This window comes from Dactylosporangium sp. CA-233914 (assembly GCF_050942935.1).
GTDB lineage: Bacteria > Actinomycetota > Actinomycetes > Mycobacteriales > Micromonosporaceae > Dactylosporangium.
Map to the genome: position 1 here is coordinate 2,845,237 of NZ_CP192030.1, position 25,525 is coordinate 2,870,761.

The window sequence follows — 25,525 nt, forward strand, 5'->3', positions numbered from 1 at the left end:
CCCTCACACGCGCCCGAGCAGCCGCAGGCGCAGGGCGCGCAGGACGACACCGGGTTTGGCCAGGGCGGCCGGGTGGGTCTCCATCGCCGTCACGCTGTTGAGGCGCCGGCACGTCGGCTCGTCCTTCATCGAGGCGCGCAGCAGCAGGTCGCTGGCCCAGCGGATCACGCGGTAGCCGCGCGGCTGCCCCGACGTGATGTGCGGCAGGCCCAGATCGGCGAAGGTCGACACCTGCCAGGCGGCGTCCACGACGACCCGGACCTTGTCGAAGTACTCACGGGCCGGCTCGGTGCGCACGTCGGGCCCGGTCTGCAGCCAGCCCGACAGGCACGAGGCATGCAGCGCCGCCGAGGTCATGCCCTGCCCGTACACCGGGTTGAACGACGCCACCGCATCGCCCGCGGCGACCAGCCCGGCGGGCAGGCGGTCGACGAGATGGAAGTCGCGGCGGCGCGAGTCGGCCTGGTGATACGTGATCACGCCACCGATCATGCGGCCGCGCTCGGCGATGTCGCCGAACATCGACGGGAAGTGGGCCCGGCAGTGGGCCGCGTACTCGGCCGCGTCGCGGGACGGGCGGTCCTCGTCGTAGCCGGCCACGAGCATCAGCCACCGGTCGCCCTCGACGGAGAGCACCCCGCCGATGCGCGGCACGCGGCCCTCGCCGGGCGTGGTCTGGGTGACGACGACCCAGGTGTCGCTGACGGACTCGTCGCGCTCGAAGAGGGCCGAGGCGTAGTTGAGCTTGATGGGCATCCGCTCCATCGGCGCGCGCGGCCAGCCGGCCGCCTCCAGCCAGTCGTTGAGGCGGCTGGAGCGCCCCGTCGCGTCGACGACGAGATCCGCCTCGACCTCGGCCGGCTCGTCGGCGCCGTCGGGCACGTAGACCGCGCCGCGGACGGCGGTGCCGGTGAAGAGCAGGCCCTCGGCCCGGCCGTACGCCATCGTCACGTTCGGCAGCGCCAGCACCCGGCGGCGAACCTGCGACTCCAGGAACGGGCGCGTGGTGATGAGCATCGGGCGGGTCGGCGGCGGGTCCGGCACCTCGCGGAGCCGGTCGTTGATGTACACCCGGTTGTCCGTGCGCGCGGAGCCCGGCGCGCCGGCCGCGACCGCCTCCGCGGAGAAGCCGGGGAACCAGCGCTCCAGTTGCGTCTGGCCGGCCGGCAGCAGCGCGTGCACCTGCGTGCCCTGCGGCACGCCCGGGCGCGGGCCCGGGCCCTCGGTCGGGTCGCGCTCGACGATGAGCACCTCCTCGGCGTGGTCGCTGAGGACCCGCGCCGCCATCAGCCCGGCCATGCTGCCGCCGAGCACGACCGCCCGGCGCATGAGCACGCGCGGCGGGCCGGGCGGCTGGGGCGTGCTGATCCGGGCGAAGAGCTGCGATGCTGAGGGCGCCATACGTTGAGGTTACTAGTGCAAATATTTACCGAGTTCACGGAGATAGAGTCGCGCGATGACCGATGTGGAGATTCGCTGGCTCGCTTCCTGGTTCGACGCCGGCGACCGTGAGCCCGCGGCCCGTGCGCTCCTTCGTCGCCTGGCCGGCGGCGTCGGGGAGGCGTTCGTGACCGAGGGCCCCCGCATCCTCGCCGTGCTCCCGCCCGAGGAGCGGATCGGCCCCATCCTCGACAGCCCGCAGCTGTACTCCCGGTGGTGGAGCACCAGCGGCCAGTACCCACCGGACCACGTCGCCGCCGCCTTCGCCGCGTGCGTGGCCGGTCACCCGGAGCCGGAGGAGGCCCTGCTACGCGCGGTCATGGCGCCGACCGACCACGAGCGGCGCTACCCCGGGCACCTCAACCGCCGCGAACGCGTCTCCGGCGCGATCGCCGCCTGCTCCGCCGCGTACCCGGCATCGGACACCGCCCAGCTCGATCGCTGGGCCGCGATCCTGGGGTCCTCCGAGTTCGGCGACCGGCCGCGCCTGGCCGCGGCCGCCACGCAGCTGGCCCCGCTGGGCCTGGCCGAGATCGACGCCCGCTGCGGCACGGTCGACGACTTCGACGGCCCCGCCCTGGCCGGGGCCCTGTCCCGCGCCGGCCGCCTCGACGACGCCCTGACGCTGACCACCCGCCTGGACCCCCGCCGTCGCCAGGCGGCCCTGATGCGCATCGAGACGACGGACGGCGACCGCCTCCTGACCGCGTGGCGCAAGTGCCCGAAGACCGGCCGGACCCGCGACGAGCAGCAGATGTGGCGCCACCGCCTGGGCACCCTCCAACTACGCTTCGGCAAGGTCGACGACGCCCTGCGGAGCCTCGCCGGCATGCGCGACTGCCGCGTGTCGGGCTACGGCCCCGCGTATCTCACCCGCGAGATCGCCCGTCACCTGGCTGCCCACCCCGACCAGGCCACCGACGCGCGCCTGCGCGAGATCCTGGGCGCGCTGACCGGCGAGGCGATCATCCCCCAGGAGCTGGCCACTGTGATCACGGAGGTACTGATCCACGTGTACCGCCTGGGCGACCCCCTGCTCCGCAAGACCCTGAACGAGACCTACGCCGACACCTTCCGGACCCGCCTGCGGTGGTATGACCAGCAGCTGGTCACCGCCGCCCCGGCCGTCGCCGGCGAGGACGGCCACGACCTGGCAGCCCTGGTCGGAACGAAGAACAGCGGCTGGATGGCCCGCTCCCCGATCATGGTCGAGGCGATCGAGGCCGCCGCCCTGCCCACGACCCACCCCGAGGAGTGCACCCGCACCGCGGTCGCGTCCCTGGCCGACCGCGCGACCTCGACCGGCGCCACCCGCCTGCTGCCGCCCGCCACCCACTCCCACCTGGAGAAGGCCCTGGCCGCCCTGCCCCCCGAGGCGCGGGACCGCACCGCCGAGCACCTGGCCGCAGCCGCGGCGGAGGCCGGCGACGAGCCGTTGATGGCAATCGCGAGAGCCGCCGCCCCAACGGAAGCGACAGCCCGCCACGAGGCGATCCTCCTGGCCCGAACGGGCAACCTGACGGCGGCCGGGCAGGTGGCGAAGACCTGCGGCCTGCCAAACTGACCCCGAACCTGAAGCCGGTCCGCCGCCGCAGCGCCCACCGCCCGGTGGCACACGTTCCCGCAGTTCACACCGCAAGCCCGAAGCCCACGCCCCGATGTTTACGCCCGCGCGGCGGTGTCGGGTGCGCGGGACGGTATTCAAGGCCGTGGCTGTTACGTTCGTGATGGTGGGCGTGGTGGGGCTCGGTGTCGGTGGTCTGCGGATCCGAGGGGTTATCGGTTACCGTGCGGTGTGCGAGTCCAGCTTCGCCGCGCCAGGTTCGCCGGTGCCCTCCTCTTCCTGCTGTTCGGCGGCGCCCTGGGAGTCTGGACGGCGCGGGTCCCCGCCATCAAGCACGGCCTGGCCCTCGACGACTGGCGGCTGAGCGCGGCCCTGCTGGGCCTGGCCGCGGGCGCGATCGCCGGGCAACTGGGCGCCGGGCGGCTCGTCGACCGCTTCGGCAGCGTGCGGGTGGCGGCGCCGACGGCCCTGCTGGAGGGCGTCCTGCTCCTGCCGACGGCCTACGCCCCGTCGCTGGTGCTGCTGACCGTCGCCCTGCTCGTCTTCGGCGTGAACCACGGCATCCTCAACGTGTCGATGAACGCCAACGCCCTGGGCGTCCAGCGTGCGTACGGCCGCCCGATCATCTCCTCCTTCCACGCCGTCTACAGCATCGGCGGCTTCGCCGGTGCCGCGCTCGGCGGTCTGTGCGCCCACGCGGGCTGGTCGCCGCGCGGCACCTTCCTCCTCATGGCCGTCATCACCACCGCCCTGGCCGCGTGGTCGCTGACCTGGATCGCCCCCGAGCCGCCGCCCGGCACCCCCGACGCCGCCACCACCGCGACCACCACGCGGCTGGACGGCGTTTACCTCCTCGGCGCCCTCGCGTTCTGCGCGCTCGTCGGCGAGGGGGCCGCGGCGGACTGGAGCGCCGTGTATCTCCGCGACAACCTGGGCGGGACCGCCGGGTTCGCCGCGGCCGGATACGCTGCGTTCGCCATCGCCATGACCGCCGGCCGCCTCGTCGGTGACCGCCTCACCGCCCTCCTGGGCCCCGTGCGCCTGGTCCGCGCGGGAGGACTCCTCGCCGCCGCAGGCCTGGGCACCGCCCTGCTCGTCGACAACCGCTTCGCGGGCGTGGCCGGGTTCGCCTCCCTGGGCGCCGGCCTGTCCTGCGTCGCCCCGCAGGTGTTCTCAGCCGCCACCGCGCGCAACCCCGCCCAGCCGGCCCGCGCGCTCTCGGTCGCGGTGAGCATGGGCTACGCCGGCTTCCTCGCCGGCCCGGTCCTCATCGGGGCCGCCACCAGGGCCGTCTCCCTCCCGATCGCCCTGATCCTGCCAGCCGCCCTGGCCTTGCTGGTCGCCGCCAGCGCCGCCGCCGTCCACACCCCCCAGCCCCAGCCCCGATCACAGCCCCAGCCGCACCCCGAGCCGGACGCCCGACCCTCAGCCTGACTCTGTGACGGGCCCAGTCGCGTTCCGAGCCGGATGCCCGGCCGTCAGCCTGCCCGCGTGACGTGGTCGCAGCCGCGTTCCGAGCCGGATGCCCGGCCGTCAGCCTGCCCGCGTGACGTGGTCCCAGCCGCGTTCCGAGCCGGATGCCCGGCCGTCAGCCTGCCCGCATGACGTGGTCCCAGCCGCGTTCCGAGCCGGATGCTCGACCGTCAGCCTGACTCCGCGCTTCGGCCGCAGCCGTGCTCGGAGCTGGATGCTCGGCCGTGGGCGTGACTGCGTGACGTGGTCGTAGCCGCGCCCCGGGCCGGGTGCTTGTTTGTCGGTGGGCTGCGTGGCGTGGTCGTGTTCCGAGCCGGACGCCCGGCCGTCAACCTGACTCCGTGATGGGGCCAGCGGCTTCGAGCCGGGTGCTCGGCCGTCAGCTTGACTCCGCGACGCGGTCCAGCCACTCGTGCATCAGGGCCTCGAACAGGGCCGGCTGCTCGATTTGCAGGTTGTGGCCGGCGACGTCCAGCACCGCGTAGGTGGCCCGCGGGTAGTGGGGCAGCAGCGCATACTGGTCGGCGTAGCCGGTTGCCGAGTCCTGGCGGCCCGTCAGGATCAGGGTCGGTCGCGCATACGGCAAGCCTGACTCCGGTGGTGTGGACAGGGCGTAGCGGGCGCCGATGCGGGCCAGTGCCGTCGCGTTGGCGGTGTCCAGGCCGGGCTGGATCTCGGTCTGGAAGCGGCGCAGCGTTTCCGGGGTGCGGACCACCGCCATCTCCAGGAATCCCGGGTCGGCGTCAGCCAGGGCGGGGTCGGCGCGTAGCGTGACGTGGGCTGGCAGGGTGCGCTCGGCGTGCTTGACCGCGGTGCCGATCGGGCAGAGCAGGGCCAGGCCGAGCACGCGGTGCTGGTGGCGGTTGGCCAGGGCGCGGGCCAGGTAGCCGCCGTAGGACTCGCCGACGACCAGGTATGGCTCGTCGCCGATCCATTCGTCGAGGTGAGACTCCAGCGCGGCGAGAACGTCGTCGGTGGAGTCGATGCCGGGCGGCGCGGGGGAGCGGCCCATGCCTGGCAGGTCCGGATAGAGCCGGCGGTATCCCGGGCGTCCTGCGAACAGCGGCTCGAGGCAGCCGAGCATGAGCCGGTGGTCGGGGGTCCAGCCGTGGATCGCCAGGACGGGGGTGCCGGTGCCGCGCGTGGTCAGTTCCATGCTCCGCATCCTGGCATCCGGGTACGACAGAATCTCAGGACGAGAACCCGGTGCGTACCATGTGGTTACGCAGCGTGGCGAGGGCTCGTGCGGACTGGCTCTTCACGGTGCCGGTGCTGCAGCCCAGGGTTCGGGCCGTCTGCTCGATCGACAGGTCGTAGCAGTAGCGCAGCACCAGGACCGCGCGGCGGCGTGGCGGTAGCTTGTTGAGCAGGTCCATGACCGGCAGGCGCTCGACGATCGCGTCCGGTGGCTCGCCGGGCGGCCGCTGCAGGGGCACGACATCCATGTGACCACGATGGGCGGCGATCCTGACGCGCCGCTGAAACCGCTCTTACGCGGTCGTGGTCTCAGCGCGACGGCTGCTTCGGCTGGTAGTTCAGCGCGGCCTTGATGTCGTCCAGGGAGATGGTGACCGGCTGGCCCTGGGTGTGGACCGGCGAGCCGTTCTGCGGGAACTTCAGCTGGCCGCCGCCCAGCACCTCGGCCACGACGAGGCACGTGAAGCCCTCGGAGATCACCGGGCGCGGGGCGGGGGTGGCGAAGACGATGTAGCTGCGCCCGGCGAAGGCGGTCACCGGCAGCAGGGTGGAGTCGGCCAGCTGGAAGGCCTCGAGGCGGTCGACCTGGTAGCCGGTGTAGTCGGGCCCGTTGTCGTCGTGCCGCTTGCCGCTGGCGAACTCGACGGTCAGCCCACCCGTCGGCGGGTCGCCCTTGAGCAGGTCGATCGGCTGGAAGGTGATCTTGCCGTAGAGGTCGCGGCCGCCGCCGTTGGGGGGCGGAACCTCCTTGGCGATGGTCACGGTGTCGGTCACGGCACCGGTGATGATCATTGGTACGGCCGCCAGGAACTCCTGGAGTGAGGCATACCGCACCGGGTCGCTCTGCACTTTCGTAACCGTGATCTCCCCCGGATGCCCTGAGCTGCACCCGGCGAGGAACACGAACGCGAGCAACACGGTGGCGAGCCTGCGCTGGACCGTCACAGTGCTCGATCCTAATAGACCTTCGCGCCGAGCGCGCTCCGACGCGATTGGTGGCGTCCTCGACCAGGTCCGATCTCACCCCAAGGACGAATGGGCCGGGTGCGCGAAGGACACCGCCAGGTGCTCCATGTTCCACAGGACCCGCTCGGCGTCGCGCGGGGCGAGCAGCGCGGTGTCGGTGTGGGCCGTGCAGCGGACCGCCCCGGGCACCTCCGGCAGGTCCTCGACGTCGAGGATCAGCGGCTCCAGCGCCGGGTGATCCTGCCGGGTGATCCAGGACAGCCGGGATTCGGGCAGCGCCGCCTCGATCTGCTCGGCGGAGGGGCGGTCCATCGGCACCGGCCCGCGCCGGTCGTTGAGGAAACAGCCGATCTCCAGCGGCTCGCCGCGCTCGGCCGCCACCCGGTCCCGCAGCGCCCAGAGGTCGCGCTGGTCGAAGTACCCGTACTTGAACCCGGCCAGCGCCGCCTTCCGCGTCCGCTCCACGATCTCGTCGAAGCCGGCCTCGCAGTCGACGCCGCAGAGGCCGGCCTGCACCGCGGTGCACACCATGTCGCTCAGCCCGGCGCGGAACCGGTTGCTCACCAGCGGCCGGATCACCACCGGGTTCAGGCCGAACGTCTCGTGCAGCGCCGCGGCGTACACCGCCAGCAGCGTCACCGCCGGGTCCACCTCGAGCCGGTCCGTGATCGCGCGCAGCGCCAGCGGCAGCGCCGCCGAGTCGAAGCGGGCGCGCCAGTACCGCGGGGAGCGCGGCACGACCGGCGTCGCGAAGCGCTGCGGCGGCATCGTCCGCAGGATGGCCTCGAAGTGGCGCTGGGCGGAGGCGTTCTGCCGCCGCCCCGACGGCGAGGCCTGCCACGCGGCCTGCTGCAGCGGCGTCAGCCCGGCCGGCGGCTCCTGCGGACGCTCGGCGACCTCCCGCAGCATCGTCGCGGCACCGGCCGCGTCCATCGCGAAGTGCGAGATGAGCGCGACCAGGAAGGCGGGGACGCCGTCGTGGCACACGACCGCGGCGCGGATCGGCCATTCGGTGGCGAAGTTCAACGGCCGGACACGGTACCCGTCCGCGATCGCCTCCGGATCGACGTTCTCGTACACCTCGACGACCAGCTCGCCCGCGGCGAACACCTCCTGCTCCGGGGTGCCGCCGTCGTCCGGGACGTGCAGGCGGGTGCGCAGCGTAACGTGCCGCTGCACCGTGAACCGCAGCTCGCCGACGAGGTCGGTGAGGGTGGTCCCGGCCGGCACCGGCCGCACGCCGCCGATCGGCATCCAGTGCCCGAGCCGCTGCACGGCCTGCCAGCTCTCGATCTGCCCCCAGGACAGCGGGCCGCGGCCGGCCCCCTCGCCCTCGAACGGGATGACGACGCGGGCGGGGGTGGCCATTTGCTCTCCTCGATTCGGGCGGGCAACCGCCGGAATCTAACCATGCAACCGGGCCCCCTTGAGGATCTTGTCCACCGCGTTCTTCGGCCCGTGCACCGCCAGCCCGGCCAGCCGCAGGTCAGCCCGGGCGACGGCGCGTACGGCGGCCCGGTTGTCGGTGTCGTTGCCGGTCTCGAAGAGCTCCTGTGTGAAAACTGCACATGCGACGCCGCGCTCGACGGCCCGGTGGTGGGCGGCGGCGAGGGCGGCTGCGTCGCCCTCGAAGACGAGCACGGGCTGGCCGAACATCGGCAGGTACGTCGTGCCGTCCGCGTCCGCGTAGTCCTCGCCGAGCAGCTCCGGCTGGGTGCCAGCGACCCCGCTGACGACGAACGCGGTCACGTTGAGCCGCTGCCAGACGGGCAGGTCGTCGCGGAGCAGCACGGCGATCTTGGTGGGGAACGTCATGGTACGACCCTGCGGTACGGCGCCCGCCCTGGCTTGTACGTTGTGAACATGGCGTCCGAGCTGGTCACGGCGTGGCGCCCGCGGGTGCCGGGCGTCGCCGAGGTCTTCCACGCGCACTTCGTCGACCACGCGTACCCGCCGCACGTCCACGACGCCTGGACCCTGCTCATCGTCGACGCCGGCGCGATCCGCTTCGACCTCGACCGCCACCACCGCGGCGCCGCCGGCCGCGCGAGCGTCACGATCCTGCCGCCGGACGTCCCGCACGACGGCCGCGCCGCGACGCACCACGGGTTTCGCAAGCGCGTGGTGTACCTCGACGCGGCCGTCCTGCCCCCGTCCCTGGCCGCCGCCGCCGTCGACGAGCCCGGCTTCGACGACCCGCTGCTGCGCACGCGCATCCACCAGCTGCACCAGGCCCTGGACTCACCGGGTGACGAGCTGGAGGCGGAGAGCCGGCTCGCGCTGATCCGGGGCCGCCTGCGTGAGCACCTGGATCGGCACCATGTCTCGGACCCGGCGGTACCGCAGCCCCGGCGGCTGGCCGACGGGCTGCGCGAGCTGATCGACGCCCGCACCGCCACGGGCATCACGCTCAAGGAGGCGGGCGCCCTGCTGGGCAGTCACCCCGGCCACCTCGTCCGGGCCTTCACGTCCACGTTCGGATTGCCGCCGCATCGGTACCTCCTGAGCCGCCGCATCGAGCGAGCTCGACGGCTCCTGCTGGCGGGCCGGCGCCCGGCCGACGTCGCCGCCGAGGTGGGCTTCCACGATCAGGCGCACCTGCACCGGCACTTCAAGCGGTACGTCGGCGTCACGCCGGGCGCCTACGCGGCCCAGGCCGGCGTGCCGAACCGTGTCCCGTCCAGGTGGTAGGCCGTGACGCCGGCCTTGAGCGCGACGTACACCTCGGCGGGTTCGTCGCCCGGGTTGCCGATCTCGATCTTCTCCCCGGCCGGCACGACGGCCGAGTCGCCCGGCCCCAGCACCTCCCCGCCCGGCTCCAGGTGGATGGCGCCGGACAGCACCATGAACACCTCGTCCCGGTCGATCGTGTGCGGCATGGACTGCTGCCCGGCCGGCACGCTGAGCCGCCAGGTGCAGATCTCCTGGGAGCCGTGGCTGGGCCCGGCATACACCGTGAACCGCGTGCCGCCCAGCTCGAATCGCGGCGCCGTGGCCGCACGGACGATACTCATCGTCTGGTTGTTCCCTTCCCGTCGGTTGGTGTGTGGCCTTGAAACTAAACCAGGTTTCGTACTTTGTAAACGGGGTTTCGCATGTCGGACCTCACTGACGCCGAGCTGCGCGCTCTGCCCCTGGGACGCCTGCTGCTGCACGCCCACCGGCGGGCCCAGGCCGCGTCGCTGGCCAAGCTGCAGGCGAGCGGGCATGCGGAGATCCGGCTCGGGCACGTGCCCGTGATTACGAACCTCGATCCGGAGGGGACGCGGATCACCGATCTGGCGGCGCGGGCCGGCATGACGCGGCAGATGATGGGGCGGCTGGTCAAGGAGCTCGAGGCGCTCGACTACGTGCGGTCGCGGCCGCACGCGACCGATCAGCGGGCCGTCGTCGTCTCCCTGACCGAGCGGGGGGAGCGGTTCCGGGACGAGGCGCCGGCGGCGATGGCCGCGGTGGATCGGGACTTCGCGGAGTTGCTCGGGTCCGCGGAGCTGACCCGGCTGCGGGAGATACTGCTGCGGATCTCGGCTTCCTGAGGCCTCCGCCTGATCGGCGATATGTCCGAAAACTCGGGCGCTGCCGCGCCACGACTTTTCGGACATATCACGATTTATCGGCATGTGCGGCGGCCGGGCGGGCAAACCGGTCCGGGTGGCCGAATTCGCGACAAAAAAATCGGATAAATCCCGGCATGAGGTGCCCGGATTTATCCGAAATTTGATAGCCCTCGACCGTGCGGCGGCGGTCGGTCGATCGCCCCGCGTGGTGCGTTATGCCGCGGCCTCGTTGGTCGACAGGCTGAGCTGCCGGAGTCGGCGATCCGCCGCGGCCGCGTTGCGGTGCAGCCGGTCGGTCTCGGCGCTGAGCAGGTCCCGGCCGACCCCGGTGAGCCGGTAGTACCGCCGCAGCCGCGACGCGACGACCTCCTCGCGATCCACCTCGATCAGCCCGTCGGCGCGAAGCCGGTCCAGGATGCCGTACAGCGTCCCGGCCTGCAGCCGCACCCTTCCCTCGGAGATGCGGCGCACGTCGTCCAGGACGCTGTATCCATGCTGCGCCTCGGCCGCCAACGCGGTGAGCACGAGAAACGTCGGTTCGCGTAACGGTAAGCCAGTCATACCCATCACTATATAAAGATTGTCGATATATACCATCAACCGAACGGTTGACAGGCTGTCGTGGCCGCACTCGATTGGATGTGTTTTAGTTAACTGTCTTAACAGCAGCGGGTCAATGCTTCGGCACCCTCGAACACGAAATGTATTTACATTCTTACGTACAGTAGCTGGGCGGCTACTCCGGCAGGGCCAGGTGCACCAGGGTCTCGGCGCAGGCGTGGACCTGGTCCAGGGACACGCGCTCGTCCGGGCAGTGGCCGTAGCCGACGCCCGGGCCGTACTGCACCGCAGGGATGCCCGCCGCCGTCAGGAGGCGCAGGTCCGAGCCGTACGGGGCGCCGACCACGGCGGGCTCCGCGCCGCCGTGGACCGCGGCGTGGGTCGACACCACACGCTGGACCAGGTCGCTGCCGGCCGGGCAGCGGCCCGAGGCGAACTGCCCGCCCCACCACTCGACCGTGACCGGGTGCTCCTTCAGCCACGGGTCGGCGGCGCACGCCTGCGCGACCGTGGACTCGAACTCGGCGCGGGCGGAGTCCACCGGCTCGTCCAGGGCCACGCCGAAGCGGCCCTCCGCGACCAGGAGATCCGGGACCGTGGAGGCCCAGTCGCCGGCGCGGACGGTTCCGATCTCCAGCGGGTACGCGATGTCCCACCGGCGCATCATCGGGTCGACGGCACGGTTGCGGGAGGCCTCCAGCGCGCGCAGGACCGGGAAGATCAGCTGGAACTTCTCGACCGCGCTCACTCCGCTGGTGCGGGCGCAGGCGTGCGCGGCCAGGCCCGGGACGCGCAGGCGGAAGGTCAGGGCGCCGCCGTTGGCGGCCAGGACGTCCAGGGCGGTGGGCTCGGTGATGACGCAGGCGTCGGCGCGCCAGCCGCGCTCCAGGGTGGCGTACGTGCCCAGGCCGCCGTCCTCCTCACCGACGACGGCGGCCAGCAGGAGGTCGCCGCGGGGACGGGTGCCGGTGCGGTGCAGGGCCAGGAACGCCTGCAGCGCGGCGACGAAGCCGCCCTTCATGTCGCAGGCGCCGCGGCCGTACGCGTGGCCGTCGCGGACCTCGCCGGACCACGGGTCGATGCTCCAGGTGGCGGGCTGGCCGGGCGGGACGACGTCGAGGTGGCCGTTGAACATGAGCGACGGCGCGCCGGGGTCGCTGCCGGGGAGGCGGGCGACCAGGCCCCAGGCCTCGTCGCGGTGGACCTCCATGCCGGGGAAGTCCGGCCGGGCGGCGAGCTCGGCGACCGGGATCGGCCAGAGGTCGATCTCGACGCCCTCGGCGCGCAGCCGGGCGGCGACGTGGTGCACGATCTCGCTTTCCGCGGCGCTGCCGCCCACACTGGGTATCCGGATCAGGTCGCTCAGCGTGGCGACGGTTTCGGGGCGGGCCGCGCGCAGAGCGTCGAGAACAGGCTGGGCTGCATGGTTCACGAGGGCAACATATGTCGCTGACGCTCATGACGTACAACATCAGAAGCGGCGGCGGCGATCGGCTCGAGGCGATCGGGCGGGTCGTGGCCGGGCCCGAGCCGGACGTGGTGGCCCTTCAGGAGCTGCGCGGGGAGCCGCCGCTGGGGGCGTTGACCGGAATGCGGCAATTCACGGCCCGCTCGCGGCGCGGACAGCCCGTGGGGCTGCTCGTCTCGCGGCGCCTGCGGGTGCTGGGGGCCGGGCGGATCGCGCGGCCGTTCCACCACGCGGCGGCGTGGGTGCGTGTCGCGACGGACCTGGGGCCGCTGACGATCGTGTCGGCGCACCTGTTCCCGTACTGGGGACGGGTCCGGCAGGTGGAGGCGGGCTGGCTCGCCGGCTTCGTCACGGGTGACGCGGTGCTGCTCGGCGATCTCAACACGCTCGACCCGTGGGGCGAGCACTCGGTGTCGCTGGCGACGCTGTCCATGCCGTACCGCCGCCGGCACCTGAACGGCCGCAGGCCGGACACGCGGGCCACGGCGCTGCTGGCCCGGCGGGGGCTCGTGGATCTCTACCGGCGCTGCGGGCGCGGGCAGGCGTGGACCGTGCCCACGACCCGCGGCGGGGGAGCGGAGTTCACCGAGATGCGGCTGGACTACGCGTGGGCGACGCCGGGCGTGGCGGGGCGGTTCAGCGAGTGCTTCGTCGTGACCGGCGGGGAGGCGGAATCCGCTTCGGACCACTACCCGCTGGTGGCCCGGGCAGCGTAGAGACCTGGGCGGCGGCGGCCTGCGCGGCGCTGCCGGAGGTGCGCGGGTCGATCTGCTCGCGCGGGGGCAGCGAGCGGCGCAACCCGCCCAGCGGCGGGTTGGCCACCCAGCGGATGATCGGGCCGGGACCGGGGGCGGGCAGCCAGCCGAGGAAGCGCTGCCACAGCTGCTCCTGGCCGTACTGCCGCAGATCCTCGGCCGCGTCGGCCACCCGCAGCGCCATCAGCGTGCGCAGCTCGGCCGGATTGTCCGTGTACTCGGCGGTGAGCTGCTCGCGCTTGGTCGCGCACGGCCACGGCTCGGCACATCCCGTGCACCGCCACTCGGGCCGGGCCGGAATGTGCGCCGCACTCACCCCAGACTCCCCGGCCGGGCGACCTCGAGGCGTCGCAGGGCGTAGACGAGCACCGAGTTGCGGGCGGTCACGTACTGGTCGCACGGCCACGGCCGGCCGCAGTCGCGGCACAGCTCGCCGCGCTTGAGCTTGGCGGCCAGCCATCCGCGGGGGCGCGGCTGGTGGCGACGGCGCTGGCGGACGAGGTCGGGAAGCTCCATAGCGAATCCTCTAGGTCGCCGTGGTCGGAAAGGGGGAGGTGTCGCGGGGCTTGCTCACCCGCACCACGTGCTGGTGCTCGACCAGACGGGTGGCCGGGTGGACGGCCAGGTGCTGCGCCGCCGGGTGGTGACGGCGGCGGGCACCCTTGGAGCGGTACATGGCGGCGTCGGCGCGGTGCACGGCGTCGGCGAGGTGCGCGCCGGGCTCGACGGGGACGAGCCCGACGGACACGCTCACGGTGATGACCTGCCCGGCCGGCAACCCCGGCAGCCGCATCGGCGCGGCGAGCTCCTCCGCGAGCCGGTCGGCCTGCTCCTGCGGGGATCCGGGGCCGCTGGCCAGCAGCCCGGCGAACTCGTCGCCGCCGAGGCGGGCCACGATCCCGGACTCGGCGGCGTAGGCGGAGAGGCGGCGGGCGGTCGTCACGAGCATCTGGTCGCCGGCCGTGTGGCCGTAGACGTCGTTGATCTGCTTGAACCCGTCGACGTCGAGCACGACGGCGACGAGGGGGTGTCGCGCGCGGTCGGCGACGAGCTCGGCGCCGCGCTGGTAGAACGCGCGGCGGTTGGCCAGGCCGGTGAGCGGGTCGTGGAACGCCGCGTGGCGCTGCACCTCGAGTTCGGCGCTCAGCAGCTCGGCGAGCCGCTCCGCGCGGCGCGCGCGTAGGTAGACAGGAATGGCCACGCACGCCCCAGCCGCCGCGGCCGCACCGGCCAGGAAGGCGAGGGGATCCATGCGCGCGTCCCTTCCATGGATCGCAGCTGGGGAAGCCGCCCGATCATTTGGGAGCGAACGTCCGGTTTCGATCACGAATTGTGAGCGAGCCCTGACATTCGCACATGCGCTAGCATGCGCTTTATCGGCTGCAGAAGCAAGAGCCGATGCACGTGCAGACGCCCTTCGCTTGGTGAACTTTCAACCAAGGTCCTCAGAAAGATGCCCATGGAGCAGACGTACAACGGGATGCCGGCCGGTCACATCTCCGGTGTGACCTGGCAGAAGAGCCGCCGCAGCAACCCCAGCGGCAACTGTGTCGAGCTGACCCGCCTGCCCGACGGGACCGGCTTCGCCATGAGGAACTCGCGCGACCCCGAGGGGCCGGCGCTGATCTACACGCACGACGAGATCGCTGCCTTCATCGGCGGCGCGCGCGACGGAGACTTCGACAATCTGTTAGGTGAGTAAAGCCCCGCTGAAGATCGAGCAGGCTCGCGTCCCGCCGACCGAGGCGAGCCCACTCCCGCTTACTGTCCGGTCATGGCATGCTTACTCGGGTCCGCGGGGTGCCCCGCGGAGCGAGACTGTTCGACCAAGACGGTCCCGGAGGCAGCACGGTGACGACCGGTCTAACTGAAGGAGGCGCATCCGGAGGCCCCACGGTCCTCCGGATGCTGCTCGGCGCCCATCTGCGGCGCCTGCGCGAGGCGCAGGGGGTGACCCGGGAGGACGCCGGCTGGGAGATCCGTTCGTCGGAGTCGAAGATCAGCCGGATGGAGCTGGGCCGCGTCGGGTTCAAGGAGCGCGACGTCGCCGACCTGCTCACCCTCTACGGGGTCGACGACCCCGAGGAGCGCACACGCCTGCTCGCGCTGGCCCGCGACGCCAACAACCCGGGCTGGTGGCACCGCTTCGGCGACGTGCTGCCCAACTGGTTCCAGTCCTACCTCGGCCTCGAGGCCGCCGCGGCGCTCATCCGCACCTACGAGGTCCAGTTCGTGCCGGGGCTGCTGCAGACCAAGGACTACGCCCGATCGGTCGTCCTGCTCGGCCACGGCCGGGCCAAGGAGGACGAGATCGAGCGCCGGGTCGAGCTGCGCATGCAGCGCCAGCAGATCCTGACCCGCCCCGACGCGCCCCGCCTGTGGATGGTCGTCGACGAGGCCGCCCTGCGCCGCCCGATCGGCGGCCTGGACGTCATGCGCGGCCAGGTCGAGGCCCTGTTGGAGATCAACAGCACGCTGCCCAACGTCCGGCTCCAGGTCATCCCGTTCAACGCCGGCGGCCACGCCGCGGCCGGCGGCGCCTTCACGATCCTGCGCTTCCCGGACGAGGACCTGCCCGACGTGGTCTACATCGAGCAGTTGACCTCGGCGCTGTATCTGGACAAGCGCGACGACGTCGACCTCTACGCCGAGGCGATGGAGCGCCTGTGCGTCGAGGCCCGCCCGCCGACGGATACGGCGCGGATCCTGGAGGACATCCGCAAGGACCTCGACGCCTGATCCAGTGCGCTGGCCATTCACGTTCACCCGGGTCGATATTTGATGGCTGGCGGACAGGAGTCGTCGCAGCTTGTGCTGATGATCAGGGCAGCTTCCACACCGAGAGGCTGCCGGCCGCCACGCAGGCCAGATCGTCGCCGGACTGGATGCAGGCGGGCCGCCCGTACCAGTCCCTGGCCTTGCCGAACACGGTCACCCCGCCGGTGCGCGGGTCGAGGACACCGAGCACGGCGGAGTGGTCGTCCAGCAGCTTCCAGACGACGAACCGGTCCCTGGAACCGCCCTGCGCGACGGACCAATTGTCGAGTTTTCGCAGGACCTGGCCGGTGCGCACATCGACGGTCGCGACGCCCTTCAGGGTGAGGTTGCCTGAATCTGACCACCTGGTCAACGCGATGATGCCCGCCTCGACGCGCAGGATGATGTTGTACCCCTCGACGCGCCACACGGTCCGGCCGGTGTGCGCGTCGAGGGCGTACATGCCGTCCCGGCTCTGCACGCAGTTCAGCTCCGCGCCGCAGGTCGAGGGCCCGCCGAACGGCGATTGGCCCTGCCAGTGCCAGAGCAGTCGGCCGCTGCCGCGGTCGTAGACGTCGGCGCCACGGTCGCCGGCCTTGAAGATGACCACCTGGTCACGGGCCGGGGCGACGGAGCCCGGGAACGAGGTGCCGGTCGTGTACGAGGAGATGGTGCCCGACCAGGACAGCTGATGGGCGGCGGTGACGGCGCCGGTGCCGACGTCGCGGATCCGCAGCAGACCGGTCGGGCTCAGCTCCGTCATATGCTCGACGGAGCCGACGCTGCTCCACGGGAGGGCGCCCAGCGAGCCCTTCGGCACGTCGACCTCCCAGACCGTGGCACCGGTCCGCTCGTCGAGCGCGAGGAACCGCTGGTCGCGCTGCTCCGCCGGGGGGTTGGACGAGTTGTCATCGGCGCCATAGGAAACGGTGGTCAGGCGATCCACGACCCCGGTCAGGTCCTCCACGATGAACCGCCCACCGGCCGGCCCGAACTCGCCGACCTGCTTGCGCTGCCAGAGCCGCGCGCCGGTGGCCAAGTCGAGCACGGTGAGCGTGCTGCCCCGGTCGGTGATGCCGAACCCGGTGATCAGCCCGACCACCTGGTCGGTCACGATCGCGAGATGCTCGTTGTGGTTGCCGTCGGACGGCACCGACCAGAGCCGCGAGCCGTCGCTCAGGCTCAGGACCTCGATCGCACCCGACGACTGGCTCAGGACGAGCCGGCCGTTGGCGAAGTTGACACTCAAGACCGAGTCGTCGACGGTGAACGCCGGTCCGAAGCCCCGGGCCGGCACGGCCGCCACGAGCAGACCTGCGGTGAGTAACGCGACCGCGGCGAGCGCGAACCACTGCCATTGCATACGTCGGCGCGGTGAGGGCGGCGACTCCAGCGGCTCCCACGGAGTGCTCAGATCGAGCTCGATGATCGCGTCCGGCACGGGACCCCCCTATCGTCAGAAGAGCGTCCCACACCGGCGAAGCGCTCGCCTCCCCGCTCCTGCCGAACTGGTGTGACGAACACCAGCACGTCCCCGCGGCCAGGCCTTAGCCGTCGCAGGTGTTGGTGACGTCCATCGTGTGGCCGGCGTCGAGGTAGTCCCGCGGGTCCTTGAACTGGATGCCGGCCTTGATCTTGGCCTGCCGCATGGGCGAGAGCAGCCCGTGGCGCAGCGCGTCGCAGTCCATGTGGGTCACGTACCACCGGCCGGTGCCGAGCCACATGCCCTGACCGGCCGGAAAGTCCCACCGCAGCTGGTCGTGGACGGCCGCGTAGGGCGCGGCGAGCCCGTCGCCGGCGAACGCGTACACCCACACGAAGTTTGTCAGCACGTGCAGCGTCGGGCGGCCGTCGGCGGTGTCCGCGTTGTACGTGACCGTGCCGCGCACCCGCGGCTCCTCGTCGGCGTCGAGCCGCGCGGCCGGGTCGACGAACGTCGCGAACCCGTGCTGGCGGGGGTCGCCGAACCAGCCGCTCACCGACTCGCGCTGCTGCGGCGCGAGCAGGGCCACCAGCGCGGCCGGGTCGTGCCCGGTGAGCATCCGCGGGTCGAGCCGGGCGGCGACCAGTGCCGCGCGCACCTGCCGCAGCGCGTCGTCGACCTGCCCGGCGGTGAACCCCTCGACGGCCGCGGCCGCGGGCAGCCCGATGCCGGCCACGCCGCGCGCGTAGTCCTCGGCCGGCGTGCCGTCGAACGGCCCGCGCTTGAGCAGGAACGACAGCCCGAACGACGCCACCACGGCGGCCGCGGCGATGCCGCCGATGAGCAGCAGCCGCCGACGCCCGCGCGACCCGCCGCCCCGGCGACGGCGGCGCAACAGCCCGCCCAGCCGGCGGAAGCGGTTGGCGCGCACGGCCCTGCGCTCGGCGGCCTTGGCCCACGAGGTGTCCAGCCCGGCGAAGGGATCCCCCATGGCGGGGGAGCGTACCCGTGCCTCAGGCGCCCGCCTCGATGCGGTCCATCGCCGTGTTGCGGGGGACATACCGGTGCGGCAGGTGCCCCTGGCCGGCGGCGAGAATCCCGGCCACGACCGGGGTTTCGGCCTTGCGGACCTCCAGGTCGGCGTCCTCGGCCGGCGGCACCCGCGAGCCTCGCGGCGACCGGCCCGGGCAGCGCCTGCCAGCTCGGCAGCAGTATCGACGGCGGCGGCAGGTGCCCTGAGTGCCGCCGGTGCACCAGCGTCCGCGCCCAGCGATCCCAGAAGGCCAGCCCGGTCGCCACGCTCCACCCGGGCGCGACGGGCCTGGTCACCGTCATCCGGTGACCGCCGGTTTTCGGCTGATGCGGTACTCCAGGGTCAGAAACGGCAGCCCGAACATCGAGAACGCGTGGTCGGCGCGCAGTTCGCCGGCCTCGTCGACGTGGACGTCCAGCTCCTCGGCGAAGCCGTGCACCGCGAGCGTGGTCAGTGCGCGGCTTTGCGCATCGATGTAGCTGAGGTAGTGCCCGGTCTGTCCGTCCCCGCCGCGGCTGGTCAGCCGCAGCCCGCCGTCGTCGCGTGAGCGCGGTGCGAGCGTTGCGGTGAAGTTGGCCTGGGGCAAGGGGAAGCCGACGCTGACGTAGCCGGTGTCCTCGTGCCGGTAGGTCGTGTAGATGCCGACGTAAATCGGTTCTCCAGTGCCGGCGAAGGTCCGTATCCAGCCCCTCGTCGACACCACGCCGTCGGCGCCGGTGATGGTGTCGATGCGGCTGTGCACTCCGCGCTGCGCCTCGCGAAGGTTCATGGGCACGTTGGCCTGGCCCAGCGGGCGGGCGACCAGGGTGCGGTACAGCAGGTAACCTGGCCGCACCCAGGGGCGCCAGTGCGGCACGATGTCGAGCGTGAAGCGGGTCGTGTGCTCGTAGAACTCGCGGACCGGCGGATCGACGGTGGCGGGGTCGAACCGGGGTCCGGCGAGGGCATCGAGGTCGGCGACGATGCCCATGTCGGGCGCCGCCTCCTGGTAGGTGCCGGCGGTGGCCGCGGCGAGGTCGCGCACGTAGCCGGTGCCGACGTAGCGGGTGCGGGCCTCGAGCGGGACCACGAACGGCAGTGCCTCGGCGGGCGCGCGTTCCGCGAGCAGTGCTACCTGCGGGTCGCGGAACAGCAGCTGTGACACGATCCGGAAGGCGACGACGCTCGCCGCAGCGACCTGCGCGGGCGGCCGGTGGCGCATCGCGGCGCCGACGGCGAGCCCGATGGCGGGCCCGAGCGCGACCTTCTGCGGTCGCACGCCCATCGCTCCCGCGACGGCCCCGCTCGCGATCCCGACCGCGAGCGGCGATGCGCCGGCCTTGCCGGCCACCCAGCCGGCGGGCGCGGCGAGCGCTCCGCTGGCGGCGATGCGGGACCAGACGGCGGGGATCTCGTTGGGCCGCTGCATGGCCCGGGCGGCGGCGTCGACGGCCGTCATCGCGCCGGCGCCGAGCAGCGCCGCGGTGACGGCGCGCCGGGGCCCGCGGTGCGCGGCGAGGGCCGCCCCCGCGGCGGCTCCCATGACGGCGGCGAACCCGATCCCCTGCGCACGCTTGGCATCCACAGCGTCCGTTCTACCCGCTGCCGCCGCTACAAGCAGCAGCAGGACTGCAGACCGGACGGGCCGCGCCGAGCGGCCGACAGGGCCGGATGCGGCAGCCCGCCCAGGGGCCAGCAACCCGCACGGACGGTGTCAAGGGGGTGACACGCACGAAATGCCCACACCGTTGATCTTGAACGATGTGCTGCGCCTATACGTCATCGCTACAGCCTGTGAGGCGTTTGCGGCGTCCTGACGTGCTTTGGGCTTGACCCGGTTTGACGGACAGGGTCGATGTATTGGGTTTCAAGCTACCTTGAGCGCGGATAGCTGCCGGTATGTTGGTGGGGTTCCCATAGGTGCCGGGGCTTTGGTAGCCGCGGCTGGAGTGTCGGCGCGGCGTTCGGCCAGCTCGGCGCGCAGCAGCTTCGCGGTGGCCCGATGCTGCGGGTCGGTGATCATGGCCCCGGCCGTCCAGGACTGGTCGTGCTCGGCCACGACCTGCCCGGCGCAGAACGCCACCACCCGTGCCGGTGTCGCGATCCGACAGCCGGGAACCCCAACTGACCGCCTCGCATGCCCGTCCCATCGCGGCGAACACCGCTGCAGACCGCCCCTCGACCCGGTCGACCGGCCAGCAGTCCACCACCAGCCCAACCCCGTCGCTCAGCGTGGCGAAGGAATCCGGTGCATGCGCACGTGCCTGACCAGTCGCAGCATCCCGCCAGTGCAGCCAGACGGCTGCGACGCGAACGCCACCACCTGCGGATCGAAGTCCGGCAGGATCGCGTGATCACACTCCAGCCACGACCCGAAGCCCACATGGCTGTTCATCGAAGCTGACCAATACGAATCCGGAAAATGCCGCTGCCCCCGATACGACGAGAACTCACGCACCGGCGCCACACCCTCAAACGCCGTCCCGGCCGCCCTCAACAGCGGCTGCCGAACCTCGCCGTCCACACCTCGTCGAGGTCGACGGGGTGACCCACCGCGTCAGCCGGGACGAGGGTGGGGTCGTGCGCTCGCCCTCGTCGTCGCGACACCCCTCGGGGTTCACCCGGACGATCGCGGTCCGCGAAGGCGACGCGGGCCCTGCCCGGCTCGACCGGCTGCCGTCCACAGTGGAGGATCGCCTCCACCGCTGCACCACCCGCCCGGTGCTGACCGGTCTGGCGCTCCGATATCGCAATTGCCGATTTTGTCAGTACCTGCCGTGTTGGCGGTGATCGACATGATTTGTCCACCAGAGTTCACTGCGCATTGACGCACGCGATATCCTCTGTTCATTCGGCCGCCGGCAGCCGAATGCCGGGCGAATCCGTCTGGGTTCGTCCAATCCATTGATGGCTCGTGACCATGGGGGAGCGATTGTCTATCACCAGGAAAACCGCAAAGCGGATCGCGAAAGTGAGCCTCGTAGTCGGTTTGGCGGGCATGGCGGGTTTGACCGTCGGCGGTCCCGCCTGGAGCTCGGGACAGACGTCTCCGACTCACAACTGCTACACCATCTGGTGGAGCCGCGACTGGAACCAGGAATGCAACAGCCCTGGCGCCGAATATGCCGGCTCGTACACCTCGACCGTGGATTGCTCATCGCCACAGGTAAATGATCGAAACACGACCTGGTACCGGATCGTGGGCAGTCGTGAAAGCTATGACGGCGAGGACTGTGTCTTCGGCATCAACACCGCCTACATCAGGTTCCGCTGATTCGCGACGCAGCGAGTTCCGGTGCTCCAAGACGATGCAGCCGTCGGCTGCCTCGATGACGCATCCACGGGGAGGAAAATTGTCGAGGAGTAGCAAAGCGCTTCGGGTTACCTGGCAGGTGGCCCTGGTGTTCGTGCTGGCCGCGGTGGCCGGCGGCATTGTGGTGAACCCGGCCGCGGCCGCCAATTACGGCAACACTGTCCACCGGTGCTACGGCATCTGGTGGAACACGGACTGGAATCAGGAATGCCAGGGCGGTGGCGCCGAGTCGACCGGTCATTACGACTCGACGGCGGACTGCACCGCGCCGCAGATTCCGGACAAGTACGTCAACGCCTATCGCACGGCCGGCAGTACAACCAGTTACGATGGGCCCGACTGCAAGTACGGGATTCACTCGGTCGGCACCAGCTTCTGGCAGTGATCTCGCCGTAAACTGATCACCGGTGCGCCGGCCAGGGTGCCCGCACCTTGGCCGGCGCATCCCGGAGCCGCGACAGGAAAGGCCAAGTGTTGCTCTCGGTAAGGCAGTTGGATCAGGGCTACGGACGGCATCTCGTCATTCGTGGTCTGAACCTCGATCTCGGCCCGGGTGTCGCCGCCCTGCTCGGGCCAAATGGTGCTGGAAAGACGACCCTCCTGCGGACGTTGGCCACGATTCAGCCGCCTCGCGGAGGTGAACTCACGATTGCGGATCAGCGCGTGGATTCCGAAAAGGCCGCGCGGTCGGTCAGGCGTCAGATCGGTTACCTTCCGCAGCGCTTCGGGTTCGAGCCGGGCATGCGCGTCGGCGACTTCGTCCGGTACGGTGCCTGGCTGCGCGGCATCCCTTCGCGGGAATGGCACGACGCGGCCGGGGAGGCGCTGGAGCGGGTGTCGCTGCAGGAGCAGGAGAAGACGCGGATGGGGCGCCTGTCCGGCGGGATGCGGCAACGAGCCGGCATCGCCTGGGCGATCGTCGGCCGGCCGGGCATCGTGCTGCTCGACGAACCGACGGTGGGCCTCGATCCGCAGCAGCGCCTGCGGTTCCGCGACATCATCTCCGCACTGCGCGAGACGACCGTCTTGCTGAGCACGCACTTGATCGATGACGTCGACGCGATCTGTTCCCGTGTCGTGGTCATGCACGCGGGACGCATCCGCTTCGCCGGCTCCACCGATGAGCTCAAGGCCAGGGACGACGCGGCGATGCCGGGCCACACTGCCCTGGAGCGGGCCTACATGAGCCTGCTGCCGGACGAGGAAAAGACGCGATGACCGGACTGTGGCTCCACCTCAGGTCCAGCGTCGGGCGGTACGGCTTTCTTCCGTTGTCGGTCCTGGGCGTCGCCATTCTTTTCGGGCGCAGCCGGTTCTGGCTCGGGATCTGGCCGGAGACCGGTGCAGCGGCTCAGCTCAGCGGTTACTTCCTGAGCGTGCTGGCCGCGGGCCTGGCCGCCTGGGTGGCGGCGACGTTCGAGGTCCGGGGCATGCAAGAGCAGGCCGCGTCTGGCGCGATCCGTCCCGCGACCGTGGAGGGCGTGCGTTTCGGCATCGTGCTCGCCTGGATGATCGGCCCGTACCTGCTGGTCTCGCTGGTCGCGTTCGTCGCGACGGCCTTCACTGTCTTCGCGCCTGGCGTGGGGATGTTCTTCGAGTACGTCGGCCTGGGCGCGCTGATGATCGTCTTCGGTAGCGCCTGGGGCTGGCTCGTGGGCCGGTTGCTCGCACCGATCGTCGGAGCGCTGTCCGCCGCGCTGAGCTGGTTCATCGTGGGATCGCTGCTCGGCGACAGCACCTCGGCGCTGCGCGTCTCCGGCCCGCCGTGGTTCGCTCTGCAGGCGGACGCATTCGTCATCCGCGCGGCTGCGCTCGTCGTCTTCGCTGTTTCGGTCATCCTGATTCCATGGAAGGTGTCCCGGCGTTCCTTCGCCCGGGGCGTCGTGGCGTCCATCGTGGCGCTCGCCCTGGTCATCGGTGCGTTCACCGCCACCGACATGGTCCGATATCGGGACCCAGTCGCCCATCCCCGCTGCGTCCAGGGTGCGATCGAGTACTGCCTCTGGCCCGAGCACGCCAAGTACATTCCCATGGTGCAGGCGGTGGACCGCCGGGTGTCGGCGCTCCCGGTCAAGCTGGCTCTCCCGAGCCGAATCGTCGACTACTCGCTGTCGGGGTCGACCCAGTGGCTGGATTTGGACACCGCGGTGGAGCGGTCCGGTCAGTTCCCGCCCGAGTTCGACATCTCGGAAGGCAGCGAATGGGCACTTGCCCGCGGCGTGGCCTCCGCCATCGTCGGGGAGGTCTTCAAGGACTGCAGTCCGAGCGCCAAGGCGGATCCTCAGCTGCAGTCCGAACAGTTGCTGGCCTGGCTGGAATGGCGACTCGCCGGCGGGGGCACGCCCGACTATCGAACGAACGCGCCGGGCGACCTTCAAGCGGCGTGGAGCAACGGACGACGAAGGGCGGCCGAACTCTCCGATGCAGACCAGAGTGCCTGGGTCACAGCTCTCGTCGCCGACGCGAAGGCGAACTATTGCTTGGCCGCATGACCAACGGGTGTTGATGCAAATGCTCAGGTGGTACCTCAGCGCTCGCAACTGGCGGTGGCTGGTCTGCGTCACGGTGGCCGTCGGACTCACGGTCTACGGCTTCGGTTCGTACGAGGCCGTCACCCCCGCGGCCACCGACACCGGAAGCACCACCGTCCAGTTCTGGCGCCTGCTGGCGGTCGGATCCGGTGTGCTGCCGGTGCTGACGCTGGCCGGCTCGATGACGGATCTCGAAGCGATCGGGGGCCGGTCGTACCATCGGCTACGGGCCCTGGTACTCGGTGTGGCCTTCGTCGGTTCGAGCGCGTGTTTTCTGGCGGCGGTCGCGGCCGGCGTCGGCACCTCCGCGATGTGGCAGACCGCTCGGGCTCTGATCGCTTGGTTCGGCATCGCGCTGGTGTCGGGACGGGTGCTGGGATTCACGTACGCCTGGCTGCTTCCGTTCGCGACGCTTTGCGCGATGCTCTACTGGGGTTTCGACAGTGACGCCGGGCAATACCGGTGGTGGGAGTTCACCGCTCAGCCTGCTGGTCACCCCGCCAGCGGAATCCTCGCGATCGTCCTGCTGGTCGTCGGTCTGGCGATGTTCACGAGCTCGCCGTGGCGGGTTTATCGCCTGGCCCGTTTCTGGGCGCTGCGTCGCCGCACGGGAAGCGGCGTGGACCGCTGAGCGACGACGGGCACTTCGTCACCATCGGCGGCCGCCGATGGCGCGGCACCCGTGGTGGGAGCAGACGCTGCCAGAGCGCCGCGAACGCTGGGAGAAGCGCCTGCGCGACCTGTCCGCGTAACCCGGCCGCTGCCCGGTCGGCGGAGCTCGGGTTGCCGACCGCGCCGCTGGCCCTGTCGGATCGGGTGTCCATGCGTCGATCGTCGCGTCCTCGCGAAGTTTCCGTGGGCCTTGTCCGTGCGCACGGTGACCGACGGCCGCGTCGCCCACACCGGCATCACGCACCGCTGCCTGCGGGGTCACACCACGCAACCGAGATCGGGGCTGCCGAAGGTACCCGTGCCGTGGCGGTCCGTGTAAGCGATCAAGATCACAAGTCCGGAAGTGGACAACCTCTCGACGAACCGGTTCCGGCCCGGTAGTCCTACCCGGTACACATTCAACGGGAGGCACCAATATCATGACCACACCCCAGCAGCAGCAATCGCCGCAGGAGCAGTCACCCCTGCAGCAGCCCGCGGCGCCGCAGCCGGCCAAGAAGGGCATCAAGGTCCCGCGGCTGGTGATCTCGCTCGTCGTCCTGGTCGTGCTGGGCGGCATCGGCTGGTACCTCAGCCGCGACGACGCGCTGAACGCCAAGATTGGCGACTGCATGCACCAGACGGGCCCGAACGACGTGTCGATCGTCAAGTGTGACAGTGCGGACGCGGACTTCACCGTGCTCGGCCGGGTCGAGGACAAGACCCAGAGCGAGGTCGACACGACCGGCGTGTGCGACCAGTGGGCGGACACGACGAGCGCCTACTGGGAGGGCAAGTCGGGCCAGAAGGGCACGATCCTCTGCATGAAGGGCCTGAAGGGCCAGTAAGACCCCGGC

31 protein-coding genes are annotated in these 25,525 nt (G+C 71.3%); 13 read left to right on the forward strand and 18 right to left on the reverse strand.

Annotation, left to right across the window (positions count from 1 at the left end):
- Positions 1 to 3: 3 nt before the first annotated feature.
- Positions 4 to 1,401, reverse strand: a complete 1,398-nt coding sequence (locus ACQPY0_RS13180) for an FAD-dependent oxidoreductase (protein WP_432988377.1) — start codon at positions 1,399 to 1,401, stop codon at positions 4 to 6.
- A 55-nt stretch (positions 1,402 to 1,456) separates the two neighbouring features.
- On the opposite strand from ACQPY0_RS13180, the gene ACQPY0_RS13185 reads away from it, so the two are divergent.
- Both ACQPY0_RS13185 and ACQPY0_RS13190 read left to right on the forward strand, forming a co-directional pair.
- Positions 1,457 to 3,004 (forward strand): hypothetical protein, encoded by a 1,548-nt coding sequence (locus ACQPY0_RS13185; protein WP_432988379.1) that lies wholly within the window; start codon positions 1,457 to 1,459, stop codon positions 3,002 to 3,004.
- Between the two features lie 231 nt (positions 3,005 to 3,235).
- Positions 3,236 to 4,438, forward strand: a complete 1,203-nt coding sequence (locus tag ACQPY0_RS13190) for an MFS transporter (protein WP_432988381.1) — start codon at positions 3,236 to 3,238, stop codon at positions 4,436 to 4,438.
- Between the two features lie 418 nt (positions 4,439 to 4,856).
- Here the strand turns inward: ACQPY0_RS13190 and ACQPY0_RS13195 are convergent, their stop codons facing one another.
- The 5 genes from ACQPY0_RS13195 to ACQPY0_RS13215 all read right to left on the reverse strand — a co-directional run bounded on the left by ACQPY0_RS13195 (position 4,857) and on the right by ACQPY0_RS13215 (position 8,455).
- Entirely contained in the window at positions 4,857 to 5,633 is a 777-nt protein-coding gene (locus tag ACQPY0_RS13195) for an alpha/beta fold hydrolase (protein ID WP_432988383.1), read from the reverse strand.
- A gap of 34 nt (positions 5,634 to 5,667) precedes the next feature.
- Positions 5,668 to 5,922: a sigma-70 family RNA polymerase sigma factor gene (locus tag ACQPY0_RS13200; protein WP_432988385.1), complete on the reverse strand. Its 255-nt coding sequence runs from the start codon at positions 5,920 to 5,922 to the stop codon at positions 5,668 to 5,670.
- A 61-nt stretch (positions 5,923 to 5,983) separates the two neighbouring features.
- A complete protein-coding gene (locus ACQPY0_RS13205) occupies positions 5,984 to 6,619 on the reverse strand; it encodes a hypothetical protein (protein ID WP_432988387.1) in 636 nt (211 codons plus the stop codon).
- A 75-nt stretch (positions 6,620 to 6,694) separates the two neighbouring features.
- The gene (locus ACQPY0_RS13210; protein ID WP_432988389.1) at positions 6,695 to 8,008 is read right to left on the reverse strand and encodes a condensation domain-containing protein; all 1,314 of its coding nucleotides are present in this window, start codon (positions 8,006 to 8,008) and stop codon (positions 6,695 to 6,697) included.
- Between the two features lie 36 nt (positions 8,009 to 8,044).
- Complete coding sequence (locus tag ACQPY0_RS13215; RefSeq protein WP_432988390.1) at positions 8,045 to 8,455, reverse strand: DUF2000 family protein; 411 nt, start codon at positions 8,453 to 8,455, stop codon at positions 8,045 to 8,047.
- Positions 8,456 to 8,503: 48 nt separating this feature from the next.
- Between ACQPY0_RS13215 and ACQPY0_RS13220 the strand changes: the two genes are divergently transcribed.
- Positions 8,504 to 9,331, forward strand: coding sequence for an AraC family transcriptional regulator (locus ACQPY0_RS13220; protein WP_432988392.1), 828 nt, complete (start codon positions 8,504 to 8,506; stop codon positions 9,329 to 9,331).
- Here ACQPY0_RS13220 and ACQPY0_RS13225 read toward each other — a convergent pair.
- Positions 9,283 to 9,654: a cupin domain-containing protein gene (locus ACQPY0_RS13225; protein WP_432988394.1), complete on the reverse strand. Its 372-nt coding sequence runs from the start codon at positions 9,652 to 9,654 to the stop codon at positions 9,283 to 9,285. The two genes, ACQPY0_RS13220 and ACQPY0_RS13225, sit on opposite strands and share 49 nt — an antisense overlap.
- A gap of 81 nt (positions 9,655 to 9,735) precedes the next feature.
- Here ACQPY0_RS13225 and ACQPY0_RS13230 point away from each other — a divergent pair, with 81 nt between their 5' ends.
- Entirely contained in the window at positions 9,736 to 10,176 is a 441-nt protein-coding gene (locus tag ACQPY0_RS13230; RefSeq protein ID WP_432988396.1) for a MarR family winged helix-turn-helix transcriptional regulator, read from the forward strand.
- A gap of 234 nt (positions 10,177 to 10,410) precedes the next feature.
- Here the strand turns inward: ACQPY0_RS13230 and ACQPY0_RS13235 are convergent, their stop codons facing one another.
- Both ACQPY0_RS13235 and ACQPY0_RS13240 read right to left on the reverse strand, forming a co-directional pair.
- A complete protein-coding gene (locus tag ACQPY0_RS13235; protein WP_432988398.1) occupies positions 10,411 to 10,758 on the reverse strand; it encodes a PadR family transcriptional regulator in 348 nt (115 codons plus the stop codon).
- Positions 10,759 to 10,933: 175 nt separating this feature from the next.
- Positions 10,934 to 12,190: an ArgE/DapE family deacylase gene (locus ACQPY0_RS13240; RefSeq protein WP_432988400.1), complete on the reverse strand. Its 1,257-nt coding sequence runs from the start codon at positions 12,188 to 12,190 to the stop codon at positions 10,934 to 10,936.
- Positions 12,191 to 12,201: 11 nt separating this feature from the next.
- Here ACQPY0_RS13240 and ACQPY0_RS13245 point away from each other — a divergent pair, with 11 nt between their 5' ends.
- Positions 12,202 to 12,942 (forward strand): endonuclease/exonuclease/phosphatase family protein, encoded by a 741-nt coding sequence (locus tag ACQPY0_RS13245; protein WP_432988402.1) that lies wholly within the window; start codon positions 12,202 to 12,204, stop codon positions 12,940 to 12,942.
- Here the strand turns inward: ACQPY0_RS13245 and ACQPY0_RS13250 are convergent.
- Genes ACQPY0_RS13250 through ACQPY0_RS13260 form a run of 3 tightly spaced genes read right to left on the reverse strand, consistent with a single transcriptional unit; the run spans position 12,863 to position 14,233 of the window.
- Positions 12,863 to 13,297 carry a hypothetical protein gene (locus ACQPY0_RS13250; protein WP_432988404.1) on the reverse strand — a complete coding sequence of 145 codons (435 nt, stop codon included), beginning with the start codon at positions 13,295 to 13,297 and terminating at the stop codon, positions 12,863 to 12,865. The two genes, ACQPY0_RS13245 and ACQPY0_RS13250, sit on opposite strands and share 80 nt — an antisense overlap.
- Positions 13,294 to 13,497 (reverse strand): hypothetical protein, encoded by a 204-nt coding sequence (locus tag ACQPY0_RS13255; RefSeq protein WP_432988406.1) that lies wholly within the window; start codon positions 13,495 to 13,497, stop codon positions 13,294 to 13,296. Before ACQPY0_RS13255 ends, ACQPY0_RS13250 begins: the two co-directional genes overlap by 4 nt.
- A 10-nt stretch (positions 13,498 to 13,507) precedes the next feature.
- A complete protein-coding gene (locus ACQPY0_RS13260; RefSeq protein ID WP_432988408.1) occupies positions 13,508 to 14,233 on the reverse strand; it encodes a GGDEF domain-containing protein in 726 nt (241 codons plus the stop codon).
- A 207-nt stretch (positions 14,234 to 14,440) separates the two neighbouring features.
- On the opposite strand from ACQPY0_RS13260, the gene ACQPY0_RS13265 reads away from it, so the two are divergent.
- Both ACQPY0_RS13265 and ACQPY0_RS13270 read left to right on the forward strand, forming a co-directional pair.
- Positions 14,441 to 14,683: a DUF397 domain-containing protein gene (locus ACQPY0_RS13265; RefSeq protein WP_432988409.1), complete on the forward strand. Its 243-nt coding sequence runs from the start codon at positions 14,441 to 14,443 to the stop codon at positions 14,681 to 14,683.
- A gap of 203 nt (positions 14,684 to 14,886) precedes the next feature.
- The gene (locus ACQPY0_RS13270) at positions 14,887 to 15,720 is read left to right on the forward strand and encodes a helix-turn-helix domain-containing protein (protein WP_432988411.1); all 834 of its coding nucleotides are present in this window, start codon (positions 14,887 to 14,889) and stop codon (positions 15,718 to 15,720) included.
- Positions 15,721 to 15,802: 82 nt separating this feature from the next.
- On the opposite strand, the gene ACQPY0_RS13275 is transcribed toward ACQPY0_RS13270, so the two are convergent.
- From ACQPY0_RS13275 to ACQPY0_RS13300, 6 genes are all read right to left on the reverse strand, one after another.
- Entirely contained in the window at positions 15,803 to 17,179 is a 1,377-nt protein-coding gene (locus ACQPY0_RS13275) for a PQQ-binding-like beta-propeller repeat protein (protein ID WP_432988413.1), read from the reverse strand.
- A gap of 106 nt (positions 17,180 to 17,285) precedes the next feature.
- On the reverse strand, positions 17,286 to 18,152 hold the full coding sequence (locus ACQPY0_RS13280) for a hypothetical protein (protein ID WP_432988415.1): 867 nt from the start codon (positions 18,150 to 18,152) through the stop codon (positions 17,286 to 17,288).
- A gap of 22 nt (positions 18,153 to 18,174) precedes the next feature.
- On the reverse strand, positions 18,175 to 18,321 hold the full coding sequence (locus tag ACQPY0_RS13285; protein ID WP_432988417.1) for a hypothetical protein: 147 nt from the start codon (positions 18,319 to 18,321) through the stop codon (positions 18,175 to 18,177).
- Between the two features lie 171 nt (positions 18,322 to 18,492).
- On the reverse strand, positions 18,493 to 19,758 hold the full coding sequence (locus tag ACQPY0_RS13290; RefSeq protein ID WP_432988419.1) for a hypothetical protein: 1,266 nt from the start codon (positions 19,756 to 19,758) through the stop codon (positions 18,493 to 18,495).
- 282 nt (positions 19,759 to 20,040) lie between these two features.
- Positions 20,041 to 20,259: a hypothetical protein gene (locus ACQPY0_RS13295; protein ID WP_432988421.1), complete on the reverse strand. Its 219-nt coding sequence runs from the start codon at positions 20,257 to 20,259 to the stop codon at positions 20,041 to 20,043.
- A gap of 141 nt (positions 20,260 to 20,400) precedes the next feature.
- The gene (locus tag ACQPY0_RS13300) at positions 20,401 to 20,631 is read right to left on the reverse strand and encodes a hypothetical protein (RefSeq protein WP_432988423.1); all 231 of its coding nucleotides are present in this window, start codon (positions 20,629 to 20,631) and stop codon (positions 20,401 to 20,403) included.
- A gap of 456 nt (positions 20,632 to 21,087) precedes the next feature.
- On the opposite strand from ACQPY0_RS13300, the gene ACQPY0_RS13305 reads away from it, so the two are divergent.
- The 6 genes from ACQPY0_RS13305 (at position 21,088) to ACQPY0_RS13330 (ending at position 25,516) form a co-directional block, all read left to right on the forward strand.
- Complete coding sequence (locus ACQPY0_RS13305; protein ID WP_432988425.1) at positions 21,088 to 21,447, forward strand: hypothetical protein; 360 nt, start codon at positions 21,088 to 21,090, stop codon at positions 21,445 to 21,447.
- 127 nt (positions 21,448 to 21,574) lie between these two features.
- Entirely contained in the window at positions 21,575 to 21,871 is a 297-nt protein-coding gene (locus ACQPY0_RS13310) for a hypothetical protein (protein WP_432988427.1), read from the forward strand.
- Between the two features lie 86 nt (positions 21,872 to 21,957).
- Positions 21,958 to 22,704, forward strand: a complete 747-nt coding sequence (locus ACQPY0_RS13315; RefSeq protein ID WP_432988429.1) for an ABC transporter ATP-binding protein — start codon at positions 21,958 to 21,960, stop codon at positions 22,702 to 22,704.
- Positions 22,705 to 22,757: 53 nt separating this feature from the next.
- Positions 22,758 to 23,978 (forward strand): hypothetical protein, encoded by a 1,221-nt coding sequence (locus ACQPY0_RS13320; RefSeq protein WP_432988431.1) that lies wholly within the window; start codon positions 22,758 to 22,760, stop codon positions 23,976 to 23,978.
- A 73-nt stretch (positions 23,979 to 24,051) separates the two neighbouring features.
- A complete protein-coding gene (locus ACQPY0_RS13325; protein WP_432988433.1) occupies positions 24,052 to 24,648 on the forward strand; it encodes a hypothetical protein in 597 nt (198 codons plus the stop codon).
- A gap of 460 nt (positions 24,649 to 25,108) precedes the next feature.
- On the forward strand, positions 25,109 to 25,516 hold the full coding sequence (locus ACQPY0_RS13330; RefSeq protein WP_432988435.1) for an LppU/SCO3897 family protein: 408 nt from the start codon (positions 25,109 to 25,111) through the stop codon (positions 25,514 to 25,516).
- Positions 25,517 to 25,525 lie beyond the last annotated feature (9 nt).

Coding starts and splice junctions, on each gene's coding strand:
- ACQPY0_RS13180 (WP_432988377.1), bottom strand. CDS start 1,401: ATGGCGCCCTCAGCATCGCAGCTCTTCGCCCGGATCAGCACGCCCCAG.
- ACQPY0_RS13185 (WP_432988379.1), top strand. CDS start 1,457: ATGACCGATGTGGAGATTCGCTGGCTCGCTTCCTGGTTCGACGCCGGC.
- ACQPY0_RS13195 (WP_432988383.1), bottom strand. CDS start 5,633: ATGGAACTGACCACGCGCGGCACCGGCACCCCCGTCCTGGCGATCCAC.
- ACQPY0_RS13200 (WP_432988385.1), bottom strand. CDS start 5,922: ATGGATGTCGTGCCCCTGCAGCGGCCGCCCGGCGAGCCACCGGACGCG.
- ACQPY0_RS13210 (WP_432988389.1), bottom strand. CDS start 8,008: ATGGCCACCCCCGCCCGCGTCGTCATCCCGTTCGAGGGCGAGGGGGCC.
- ACQPY0_RS13215 (WP_432988390.1), bottom strand. CDS start 8,455: ATGACGTTCCCCACCAAGATCGCCGTGCTGCTCCGCGACGACCTGCCC.
- ACQPY0_RS13220 (WP_432988392.1), top strand. CDS start 8,504: ATGGCGTCCGAGCTGGTCACGGCGTGGCGCCCGCGGGTGCCGGGCGTC.
- ACQPY0_RS13225 (WP_432988394.1), bottom strand. CDS start 9,654: ATGAGTATCGTCCGTGCGGCCACGGCGCCGCGATTCGAGCTGGGCGGC.
- ACQPY0_RS13230 (WP_432988396.1), top strand. CDS start 9,736: ATGTCGGACCTCACTGACGCCGAGCTGCGCGCTCTGCCCCTGGGACGC.
- ACQPY0_RS13235 (WP_432988398.1), bottom strand. CDS start 10,758: ATGACTGGCTTACCGTTACGCGAACCGACGTTTCTCGTGCTCACCGCG.
- ACQPY0_RS13245 (WP_432988402.1), top strand. CDS start 12,202: ATGTCGCTGACGCTCATGACGTACAACATCAGAAGCGGCGGCGGCGAT.
- ACQPY0_RS13255 (WP_432988406.1), bottom strand. CDS start 13,497: ATGGAGCTTCCCGACCTCGTCCGCCAGCGCCGTCGCCACCAGCCGCGC.
- ACQPY0_RS13260 (WP_432988408.1), bottom strand. CDS start 14,233: ATGGATCCCCTCGCCTTCCTGGCCGGTGCGGCCGCGGCGGCTGGGGCG.
- ACQPY0_RS13265 (WP_432988409.1), top strand. CDS start 14,441: ATGGAGCAGACGTACAACGGGATGCCGGCCGGTCACATCTCCGGTGTG.
- ACQPY0_RS13270 (WP_432988411.1), top strand. CDS start 14,887: ATGCTGCTCGGCGCCCATCTGCGGCGCCTGCGCGAGGCGCAGGGGGTG.
- ACQPY0_RS13280 (WP_432988415.1), bottom strand. CDS start 18,152: ATGGGGGATCCCTTCGCCGGGCTGGACACCTCGTGGGCCAAGGCCGCC.
- ACQPY0_RS13330 (WP_432988435.1), top strand. CDS start 25,109: ATGACCACACCCCAGCAGCAGCAATCGCCGCAGGAGCAGTCACCCCTG.